General features: G+C 65.1%; 9 protein-coding genes and 1 pseudogene. 6 read left to right on the plus strand and 4 right to left on the minus strand.

All coding sequences use genetic code 11. The features are described 5' to 3' along the window. Nucleotides 1-80: 80 nt before the first annotated feature. A complete protein-coding gene (locus tag G9373_RS22955; protein WP_095870021.1) occupies nt 81-437 on the minus strand; it encodes a hypothetical protein in 357 nt (118 codons plus the stop codon). 357 nt (nt 438-794) lie between these two features. Between G9373_RS22955 and G9373_RS22960 the strand changes: the two genes are divergently transcribed. Together G9373_RS22960 and G9373_RS22965 are read left to right on the plus strand one after the other, a co-directional pair. Beyond that, entirely contained in the window at nt 795-2,174 is a 1,380-nt protein-coding gene (locus G9373_RS22960; protein ID WP_240960676.1) for an MFS transporter, read from the plus strand. 399 nt (nt 2,175-2,573) lie between these two features. Next, a complete protein-coding gene (locus tag G9373_RS22965; RefSeq protein WP_164060186.1) occupies nt 2,574-3,599 on the plus strand; it encodes a LacI family DNA-binding transcriptional regulator in 1,026 nt (341 codons plus the stop codon). Between the two features lie 807 nt (nt 3,600-4,406). On the opposite strand, the gene G9373_RS22970 is transcribed toward G9373_RS22965, so the two are convergent. After that, nucleotides 4,407-4,700, minus strand: coding sequence for a hypothetical protein (locus G9373_RS22970; protein WP_167116916.1), 294 nt, complete (start codon nt 4,698-4,700; stop codon nt 4,407-4,409). 380 nt (nt 4,701-5,080) lie between these two features. Between G9373_RS22970 and G9373_RS22975 the strand changes: the two are divergent. Continuing rightward, nucleotides 5,081-6,018 (plus strand): annotated as a pseudogene (locus G9373_RS22975) (phosphatidylserine/phosphatidylglycerophosphate/cardiolipin synthase family protein). A 179-nt stretch (nt 6,019-6,197) separates the two neighbouring features. On the opposite strand, the gene G9373_RS46635 reads toward G9373_RS22975, so the two are convergent. Both G9373_RS46635 and G9373_RS22985 read right to left on the minus strand, forming a co-directional pair. Beyond that, complete coding sequence (locus tag G9373_RS46635; RefSeq protein WP_240960677.1) at nt 6,198-6,467, minus strand: hypothetical protein; 270 nt, start codon at nt 6,465-6,467, stop codon at nt 6,198-6,200. Nucleotides 6,468-6,770: 303 nt separating this feature from the next. Beyond that, nucleotides 6,771-6,971, minus strand: a complete 201-nt coding sequence (locus G9373_RS22985) for a hypothetical protein (protein WP_167116858.1) — start codon at nt 6,969-6,971, stop codon at nt 6,771-6,773. Between the two features lie 179 nt (nt 6,972-7,150). On the opposite strand from G9373_RS22985, the gene G9373_RS47720 reads away from it, so the two are divergent. From G9373_RS47720 to G9373_RS22995, 3 genes are all read left to right on the plus strand, one after another. After that, nucleotides 7,151-7,273 carry a hypothetical protein gene (locus G9373_RS47720; protein WP_277346611.1) on the plus strand — a complete coding sequence of 41 codons (123 nt, stop codon included), beginning with the start codon at nt 7,151-7,153 and terminating at the stop codon, nt 7,271-7,273. Between the two features lie 437 nt (nt 7,274-7,710). Beyond that, nucleotides 7,711-8,553, plus strand: a complete 843-nt coding sequence (locus G9373_RS22990) for a class I SAM-dependent methyltransferase (protein WP_167116919.1) — start codon at nt 7,711-7,713, stop codon at nt 8,551-8,553. Nucleotides 8,554-9,074: 521 nt separating this feature from the next. Then, complete coding sequence (locus G9373_RS22995) at nt 9,075-10,472, plus strand: diguanylate cyclase (protein WP_167116922.1); 1,398 nt, start codon at nt 9,075-9,077, stop codon at nt 10,470-10,472. The last annotated feature ends 3 nt before the right edge of the window (nt 10,473-10,475 follow it).

Genomic DNA, 10,475 nt, shown 5'->3' on the forward strand with positions numbered 1-10,475 from the left:
GGCCCATGAACTGCCTCATGGCCGTCTCGAGCATCTCCATTCCCTGAATGGAGATTTTTTTTCTGGAGGCAACTTGGCCGTTAGGGGTGCTGTCGCGTGTAGACGCGTGCAAGTTCGCGGACGATCGACGCGTCGAATTCAACACCCTCAACCGTCTGCCAAAGTTTGTCGTTGAACTGCTGGCGGGAGATGCCGAATGTTTGGAAGACCTCCTCTGTTGGTGCTCCGCCGTACGGAGCCCAGATCCGGGCGAAGTGGACTATTGCGTCTTTTTCGGTCCGAACTTGGCGGGCGTTGTTGCGGCGATTCAGTTCGTTGAGCTGGCGGCGACGCTGCGTGCGGTATGCGTCCACATCATGGTCGAGACGCACCGAGTCTGCGGTAGTCGGATGGGAGGTCACCCGACCACCTGCCGGCGGTACGTGGTTCACGTTCATGGCGATTCCTTGAGTCGTCAGCGGTGTCAGGCACGGAAGTCCTGTCGGATCGGATCAGTAGACGGGTCGGCGGCTTTGCCGCAGGGGTTGCCGGAAGTCGTCATCGCACCGGCCCTACCAAGGACGTGTGTCCGAGCCCAATAGAGCCGATGTGACTGCAAGCACGGTAGCAATAAATCGACTGCCTGCCAATCGTTTGGCAACCGCAGATCTGTTGCTCTTGCCGTCCAGCTCTCCCGCGGCCGCAACCAGATGTGCATATTTCCGTTCCCGCTCTTGTGTTGCAGGGAAGTCGCTCGTATCGTCTTACCAAACGTTTGGCATATGTGGCGAGCGCTCGTCCGGCAGGAGAGAGTAATGATCAAGATCGAAACGACGAAGTCTGACGGTATGCCGTCAGACCTAGCGGAGACCACAATGCCAAGCCTCCTCGATGACGTACCCATAAGTCTGTTCCATATCCGGCTTGCCGCCTGTGCAAGTGGGGGGGCCTTCATCGATGGATACGTTCTCGCGATCTTCGGTGTGGCGATGGTGCAGATTGGTCCCGAATTCGCTTTGTCTGCCGCAGCCAAGGGTGCCGTTGCAGCGATGGTGCTGCTCGGGGTCTTCTTCGGCGGGTTCATCGGCGGCTACCTGACAGATAGATTCGGACGGCAGCGCATCTACAAATGGGATCTCGCAGCTATCTCGGCGTTGTCGATCGCCTCGTTCTTCGTAGAGGGCGCATTCAGTTTGATCATCATGAGGTTGCTGGTTGGTTTGGCGGTCGGCATCGATTACCCGATCGCGCCGGCACTGCTAACCGAATTCAGTCCCAAGCGTTTGCGGGGCCCGTTGCTGGGTGTACTGATCTCTCTCTTCTTCGTCGGAGGCGCGGCCGCCTACGTCACAGGGGAAATCATGTTGTCCACGATCGGGGACGGAGCGTGGCGATGGATGCTAGCAAGTACTGCCGTCCCCGCTGCCATCATCGCCGTCATGCGGATCGGCACTCCGGAGTCCCCCCTGTGGCTGGCGCGGAATGGGCGAGTCGAGGAGGCCAACTCGGTCATGGCCAAGGTGTTCGGACCCGGCGTCAGAGTCGATGAATCGCCGGCAGAAGCGCGCGCAGGCGGGGGCCTCTTCGCAGTCGTGAAAGCCGGGTACGTTGGTCGGCTGCTGTTCGTCACCGCGATATGGATCTGTCTCATCATTCCGGTGTATGCGATCTTCGCCTTCGGACCTCAGTTGGTGGGCGCAATGCACTTGGAGGGACGCGCGAGCACTCTGGGCTCGGCCGCCATTGAGCTCTTCTTCGCGGTTGGCTGCGTCATCGCGCTCCTCCTGGTCAACCGCGTGGGACGCCGTACCATGACGATTCAAAGCTTCGCTTGGGCGGCTATCCCAATGCTGCTCCTCGCTATCTTCTCGGATGCCCCCGCAATCTGGGCAGCTGTCCTCTTCGCCGCCTATGCACTGTTCAGCGGGGGGATGGAAGTCATGTCGTTTGTCTACCCCAACGAACTCTTTCCCACCGAGCTACGCGGATCTGCAATGGGTATTGTGACCGCGCTGAGCCGATTCGGGGCGGCCGTGGGCACGTTCCTGGTGCCTATCTCCCTCGAGAATTTCGGCATCTCAACGACGATGTACGGGGCCTTCGCGATTACTGTCGTCGGATTGGTGATCTCGGCAATGTGGGCGCCGGAGACCCGCAATATGAGCCTGGCGGAAACCTCCAGCCTGAGCCATTGATCATCGGCGACTCGAGCCGTTACCCGTCACGATGCCTAGTTTCTAGTTTCCCCATTGGTGTCAGCACCCGGAATCCAGACAGCCAGGCGACAATTTTCGTGCCGATGACCGCTGACGCCATTTAAGACAGATCGGCTCACCGACTCTACGAGCCCCGATCTGCTGCCAGTCTGCTGCCCCGAGTTCATCGACGCACTCAGGGGCGCCGAGACCGACAGCGCCCACGCGGTTCGACCTCGATCTCGGCGGCGTGGGCGATGCGGCATAACAATCGATTGGCGTAGGATGGACCGTTCAGGCAGTGCTGCGGGCCCGGCTCGATGGGCCCAATCGGTCTTTCGCCTTCGCAACGATATGCCGCGACGATGGGTCTACGGGGAGGGAACAAGATTGTCCACCATGAACATGAAGCAACTGGCGGAACTTGCCGGCGTCGACGTCTCGACCGTGTCCCGTGCGTTGCGCGGTGACAACCGACGAGTGGCCGCGTCCACGATCAAACGGGTCCAAGAGTTGGCTCGCGAGGCCGGATACGTTCCCAACCCGGTTGCGTCCAGCTTGCGGAGCGGGCGCTCGCGCATGCTCGGTGTCGTCGTTCCGGTCCTCAGCGACATCGTGATGGCAATACTGGCGACCGCCATCGAGGAAGCGTCGCGAGAACTCGGATACCTGTCAGCGGTCATCGCCACCCACGGCGATCCGGAGGTGCGGTCCGAGGCTATCGATCATCTCCTCAGCAGGAAAGTCGACGGATTCGTACTGTGCGACACCGAGGTGGGGCGTGAGGTTCCACACCAGCTCGAATCGAGCTCGGTGCCGTACGTCTTCGCGATGCGCCGGTCCGACGATGCGGTATCGGTGACAGCCGACGACCGACGCGGCGGCTCTCTGGTGGCAGAGCACTTCGTCACAATGGGACACGAGCGGGTGGCCGTTGTGCCGGGTCCGGCCGCGGCAAGTACCTCGATCGATCGAGTAGCCGGATTCATGGAGGTCATGGCAGGGCACCCGCAGGTCACCGTGCTGTCGAGCCCCGAAGCCGGGGGGTTCGGCGTTGAGGACGGGCACCGGTACGTCACGTCCCTGCTCGCTCAGCGCGAACGCCCTTCGGCCCTGTTCTGCGCCAACGACCACACTGCGATAGGCGCGGGCCGCGCCCTCGGCGATCACGGCATGCGAGTCGGACACGACGTTGCGTTGGTGGGATACAACGACATTCCGCAGGCTGCATATCTTGAGCCACCCCTCAGCAGCGTCCGGACAGACCTCGGGTTGATGGGTCGGACCGCCGCACAGCGGCTGGTGTCGTTGATCGAAGGAGAGGACGTTTCGAGTGTCGCGCTCGAACCCGTCCTGGTGGTCCGGGCGTCCTCGGCCACGGTGGCCGGCCGCATCGACAGCCCGGCACCGCGGCTCGGGGTGTAATCAAGCGACGAAGTCGTCCCAGTCGTTTTCGAGGTAGTCGATGAAGGCCCGCCCCAGGCCCTGGGGTCTCGAGGTGTTGCCGTGAGACCGGCTGAGGAACGCTGGTGAATGACGGATCGGACAGGACTCGGCACGCGAAGTATCCCGTGCCTCGACAGGTCGTCTCCTGCCCGCACTATTCACCATTCCGACGACGGCCTGATACTGCCCTCTCCTAGCGACGTGATGCCGATGGCGACATCGCAGTGACTACCACGTAGCCGACAGCAGACAGGAACAGAAGAACGAAGAGCCGCAGGGCCATCGGAATCAGCTGATCCGCTGTGAGACGTTGCTCATTCCACAGATTGTCGTGGTGCTCGACGAAGTACATCAGGTGTGGTGATCTTTCTGACAACCCACGAGAACCTGGTACATGATGCGATCAAGCAGCAGTTCGCCAAGGCTGCCGCGCTTGTGGAGGACGACGGGGCTGACGGAAGGATCGGGGGACTGGACTGTGGTCCTTGATCCGCAGCACGGGTTCCGTTGGCTTGAGTCGTGGATCAAGCCCTAACTTCGTCACCCGAGCACGTACAGCAGTCGCTCATGCCACCTAAGCAAGTCGGAATACAGCCCTTAACCCACCGTGAACCCACCGTGCACGATCCGCCGCGGGCCGCTGGGCCGTGCGCGTGCGGAGTCATCTCGCATCCCACGGTGATCGTTCGAGACTGTTGACGCACCGGCCCGGAACCGGTCGTGCCCCGCATCGGCATCGATGCGGGGCACTCACCCTCGAGAGGTGATGGCGGAGGCTGCTGTCGGTTACCCGCGGGAGAGTCCGGGCTGGATCTGGATCTGCCCGGGGCTGGCCTTGGTCTTGCCGACCGTCCATTCGCCGTCCGCACCACACACCAGGGCGCCATTGCGGTCGCCGGGCTTGCCGTATGTCACCGTCTCATTTCCGTTCGAATCCGTGTTCACGATCGGACACGGACCACCGGTGGGACCGTTCGGGCCGATCGGCTCGGCCTGAGCGACGGACGCTGCCCCGGCCGCACTCAGGACCGTAAAGGCAGTGAAGGCGATGGCGGTAAAGGTTCGGCGGGCGTTGATCATTCATTCGCTCCTGAGGATGTCGGGGAGGTGCGTCGGTGACAGAGACAACTCTGCCCACTCCAGCGCCCGAACCGAAGCAACCCCAGGGGGACCGTTCACCCACCCCAGGCGTGGACGCACCCCACCCCGACACAGGTCAACCTCGACGTATTCGGCCTCGGCATGCATGGGTGGTACCGAGCAGCCGAGCCGAATCGACCGATGGCCGCGCCCGTGACGGCAACCGCCTCACACCAGTAGCGGGCTGTGCGAATCGGTCCCCGCGGGAAAGGGGACGTGTCATCTTCACAGGTCAGCGGCCTGAATCCACTGTGCTGTCTGTGAGCCCGCCGATCCCGGGTCCACCCAACCGGGTGTTCGCACCCGCTACTGTTTCGGGTATGGGGACCACGTTCCACGGGCCGAGTCCGTGGCCGCACATCACCCGCGCGATCCGCACGCGCGGGCCCCGCCGTGCCGCGATCGCGCACCTCGGCCAGGACGCGCCCACCCTGCTGCCGCTGCGTGCCGGGGATGTCCTTGTCGTCAACGCCTCCCGCGCCGCGGTGCGCGCGCACGCGACCTCCCGGTCGCGCTCGCGTACTACCTGGACGCCGGGGTGCGGGTGCTGTCGTCACCGAACCTGCACGCCAACGTCATCGCCACCGACCGGCGGGCGGTCATCGGCTCCGCCAACGCCTCCCACAGCTCCACCCTCGCCGAGGAGGCCGCGGTCATCACCGACGACCCGGAGGTCGTCGCCGCCGTCCGGGCGTTCATCGACGGCATCGAGGAGATCACCGAGGTCGACCAGGCGTTCCTCGACAACGCCGCCGCGCAGTGGCAGATCGGTCGGGCGGTACCACTGCCCGGGGTCACGAGCCGCGGGCGCGCCGAGCCCGGGTTCCTGCCCGCAACGATCCCCCGGATGTTTCTTCGACACACCGTCGACTACACACCCGGTCCTACCGAGCAGCACACGTGGGCAACGCAGGCCCGCCGCCATCGCGGCCCGGCAGCGAAGTACCAGCTCGAATGGTTCCACCACAACAAATCCGACACCCGCCTCGAGCGCGGTGACGTCCTGATTTTCGTCACCGCCGACAATGAGTGGATTTACCCCCCAGCGGTCGTCGATTCCGAGGCGATCGCGATCCTCCACGCCCACGGCGCCGTCGGTCATCTCCTGCGCAGCCGAGCGGACCTGCACCCGATCCCGGTGCCGGACGCGGAACGCACACTCGCCGACCTCGGGCACCCCAACCCCCGGCTCCGGTCCGATCACCGGATCGCCTCCCCCAGCCTGCGGACCGCTCTGCTCCAACTCTGGAACCTCTGATTGTTCCGATCAATAGAGTATTTACCAGCGGAAACGACACGTCCCCACTTGGTCAGCGAACCGCCATCATCGCCGGCAATGCACGCAATTATGGCAATGCTGGCAGGTCGCTTCCTCGGGTGGCGGTTCGCCGTCCAACCCTGTGGCTCGCGCCTTGGCGTCGGCTCACCCGGGTGGGGTCATGCCAGGGCGAGAACTCGGGAACGTGCCTCCAGGTAGCGGCCGAGGAGGTCGAGCATCTCGGCGTCCGGGTGCGCGAGTTCGGGAAGGTCCTTCGCGCTGATGATCGCCTGATCGACCGCGGCGACCTGCCGGCGGCACTCGCCGAGCGCCTCCGGTGTGACGGTTTCGGCTCGAGCCGGTCGGTGAGGTACCGAATCGACTGCTCCAGACCCAGACCCGGGTTGCGGGTGCCGTTTCCGGCCCGCCGGGTTTCGACCATCTGCCACCACTGGTCCAGCTCGGCCAGCACCGCGGGATCGGCGACCGCCATCCGCAGCGCCCGGTCGATCGACTGCGGATCGGTGAGATCAACCTCATCCACACCCGCTGCGCGGCTGAGGATCTGGCCGAGCTGGTGGTTGGCAAGACCGTCGCCGCGGCTCCACCAGTACGACACCATCACAGCCACCTTGCTCGCCGCGGCCCGCTCCCCCACAACATTTTCCTTCAACGCGAGACGAAACCCTCGAATCCATCCTCACAGCCCGGCAACCGCCCCGAGTTCCGGGTCAGGGCTGTGGCCCGGCGATTCAGGCTGTGCGGCGGGCGGTGTGGGCCGCCGCGCACATCGGGCACCACGTGCGCTCGCCGACGATCCACCCGTTCGTCTCGGCGAAGGCCACCGCCTCGGGCCGGCCGGCGACGGCAGCGGCGAAGGTGTGCTCACACGCATCGCACCGCACCGTCCAGCCACGTCTGCCTGTGGATCGCACCAACGTATGAACAGTCATGTCACCCCCGCGACTTCGTCACTGTGCCCCCAACATGGCACAACCCGTCCGACAGTGGTGGCCCACGCGGGCCAGGCCCCGGCCGTCAAAAGTGCCGTGCGTCATGATCGCCGGCCACAACGACCGAGTTATCCACGAGCAGAACCAGTTAGCCACACAGCGCCGTAAGGACATTCGCGGTGCGGTATTCGACGTGGCTCGAGGAGAACCTCGCTCGAGGCCGAAATCGGCCCCGAGTCCGTGGCCTCGACACCGAGCAGCGCACCCAGATTCGCGATCCGGTCACCGCCCTGCACCGCTGAGAATCATCCCGAAATCGGGGCGTGTCATCTGAGCAGCTCAGGGCGCATTTTTGGCTATTTCAGGACTCGACCGGGACGAGACGTTCAAGCTTGCAGTGGAATGGGTAGGTCCCCGGGGCGCTGAGAACCGACTCGATCAGCGCTTCGTCGCCGTCAATGCTCACAATCGTGAACACCGAGGTGCCCTCGGCATGAACCTTGACTTTGTCGCCGACCTTCAGACCCGCGCGGGTTCCCGGCAGCGCAATCAGGCTTCCTGAGGAGGACTCCGCCAGCGACTCGGGGAGCTGGCGGGGCCCGGTTCACGGCAACGAGTCGAGGCATCAGTCGCACGTAGGCGACCATGCCGATCACCTCGCGTGCATCCTTCCGAACCAACCGGCGTCTATAGGTGTGCCGACATCCCGGCACCCGACATCGAGTACGAGGACACTTTCATGACCACCATTCCCACCGATACAGACACCGACCGCGCGCTCAAGGCCAAGCACCGGGCGTTGTGGGCCTCCGGCGACTACCCGACCGTCGCCGCCGAGCTGATCCCGACCCTCGGCGAGGTGCTCGTGGAGGCAGCCGATATCCGCTCCGGCCAGCGGGTGCTCGACGTGGCCGCCGGCAGCGGCAACGCCGCGATCCCGGCTGCCGCACGCGGCGCCACCGTCGTCGCGTCGGACCTGACGCCGGAACTGTTCGTCGCCGGGCGAGCGATCGCCGCCCAGCGCGGCGTCGAGCTGGACTGGGTCGAGGCCGACGCAGAGGCGTTGGCGTTCGACGACGACAGCTTCGACGCCGTCATCTCGGTCGTCGGAGCCATGTTCGCGCCGCACCATCGGCAGACCGCCGACGAGATGCTGCGAGTCTGCCGGCCCGGCGGCACCATCGCGATGATCAACTGGACACCGCAGGGCCTGATCGGCAACCTGTTCAAGACCATGGGACCCTACGCACCGCCCCCGCCGCGCGGTGCGACCCCGCCGCCGTTGTGGGGCGACGAGCAACACGTCCGCGACCTGTTCGGCGACCGGGTGCGCGCGCTTGACGCGCACCGCCAGTCGCTCGTGATCGACCGCTTCGCAGACCCGACCGAGTTCCGGGAGTTCTGGAAACGCAACTATGGCCCGACGATCGCCGTGTACCACCACAATGCCGCGGACCCGGATCGGATCGCGAACCTCGAGGAGGATTTCCTGCAGTTCCTCACCGCATGGAATCGGGCCGATGCGCCCGGTCGGACACTCTACGAGGCCGAGTACCTGCTCGTCACCGCACGCAATCGGTAGCCCGCATCGGCCCTCGGTCACCGACCGGCATGCGTACCACTGAGATGTCGCCGCCCGCGCCGGAGCGAATGCGGAAGACGCTGCGGTACTACAAGCATCGAGGCCTGTTGGAGGCGCCGCCCCGGTCTTCGGCCGGGTATCGGTTCGCCTGTTGGGTTTGCCTCCTGATTCGACCTCTGTCTATATTGATATATGTCGAAACAAGAGGTGTCGGAGAGCGGTGCGTGTTGCTCACCCTGCTGCTCCTGAAATAGCCCGATCGTCCGGATGTTCGGCCGAATCTGCCGCGGACGTAGGCGGCGGTGCGGGAATCGACGGGCCCCGAACGCCGAACCCGAAAACGTAACTGGACCCGACCACCGGCACCGTCACGATGCAAGCGAGGGACGGTGCACCCGCGATCTGGACGCATCGCCCATCGACTGATCGGATCTGTCGGTGTTCACTCGAATGATCACAAGCAATGCGAAGGCTCGACCTGCAAGGGTGTACAGCACATCGAGGCGGGGAGGACGGCCAGGATGAAACCGGAAACAGCGGAAGCCCGCATGTTGCTGTCGGCGATCGAGGATGCCCAGAACATGGTCGCCATCGCCGACTACGACACCGGACGCCTGCGCTACCTCAACCCCGCCGGGATGCAGCTGATGGGACTGACCGACGAGGCCGCCGTCGCCGCCCGCTGGGCACCGGAATTCTTCACCGACGTCGGATTCGTCCAGGCCCCCGAGATGGAATCAGCCCTGCTCGAACAGGGCCGGTGGGAGGGCCGGTCGGAATTCCGGCACTTCCTGACCGGTGAACCGATCCCGGTGACCCTGTCCACCTACGTGATCGAGCGCACCGAGGACCAGCGCCCCGCGGTGATCGCCTGCATCGCCCAGGACCTGCGCACCGCCCAGGAGCACGAACAGCGCCTGCACACCGCGTTGGAGGCAGCCGCGTACCGGGTCCGCGAACAGCACGCCCTCGCCGACCTGAGTCAGCTCGCCGTCGACGGCGACCTCGACCACGTCCTCGTCGCCGCGGCGGACGCAGCCGCCGCGTTGGTCGGAGTCAACTGCGCCTCGGTCGCCCGGGCCGACGAGCCGGGCGCGATGTTGCGGGTGCTCGCCTACCGCGGTCAACCACCCGTCCCGGACACCTTCGCCCCCGGTACCGATTCCCAGCCCGGATACGCGGCCACCACCGACGAGATCATCATCTGCCCCGACCGGTACGGCGAGCACCGGTTCTCCACCGAAGCCATGAATTCCCGGGGGCTACGGAGCGGAGTCTGCGTTCCCATCGGCGCCACGTCGGTATGGGGCGTGCTCACCGCACACAGTGCCCGCCCCCGCGACTACTCCGACCGGGAGGTGATGTTCCTGCGCTCGGTGGCCGCCGTACTGGCCGCGGCGATCCGGCGCATCGAGGCAGAGCAGGCACTGCGGCATCTGAGCCTGCACGATTCGCTGACCGGGCTACCGAACCGTGCCCTGGCGCATCAGCAGATCGCCGCCGCACTCGCCGCAGCACGCGGAAGCGGGCGCATGGTTGCGGCGTTGCTGATCGATCTCGACGAGTTCAAGAGCCTCAACGACCGGCTCGGCCACGCCGTCGGCGACGACGCCCTCATCCGGCTGGCCGAACAACTGCAATCGGTCATACGCCCCACCGACACCGTCGCCCGGATCGGCGGCGACGAATTCCTCATCGTCTGCCCCGACACCACCACCACCGAGGCCATCACCCTCGCCACCCGCATCACCGAACTGCACATCGGACCCGACTCGCCCGGACGCGAACTTCGCTACACCGCCAGCGTCGGCATCGCCCTCGCCCGACCGGAAGACACCCGAGTAACGCTCATCCGACGCGCCGACGCCGCCATGTACCAAGCCAAAACCACCGGAAGCGGACACACCCTCGCCCCCTGACAC

Origin of the sequence: Rhodococcus sp. A14 (assembly GCF_011603105.1) — a bacterium.
GTDB lineage: Bacteria > Actinomycetota > Actinomycetes > Mycobacteriales > Mycobacteriaceae > Rhodococcus_F > Rhodococcus_F opacus.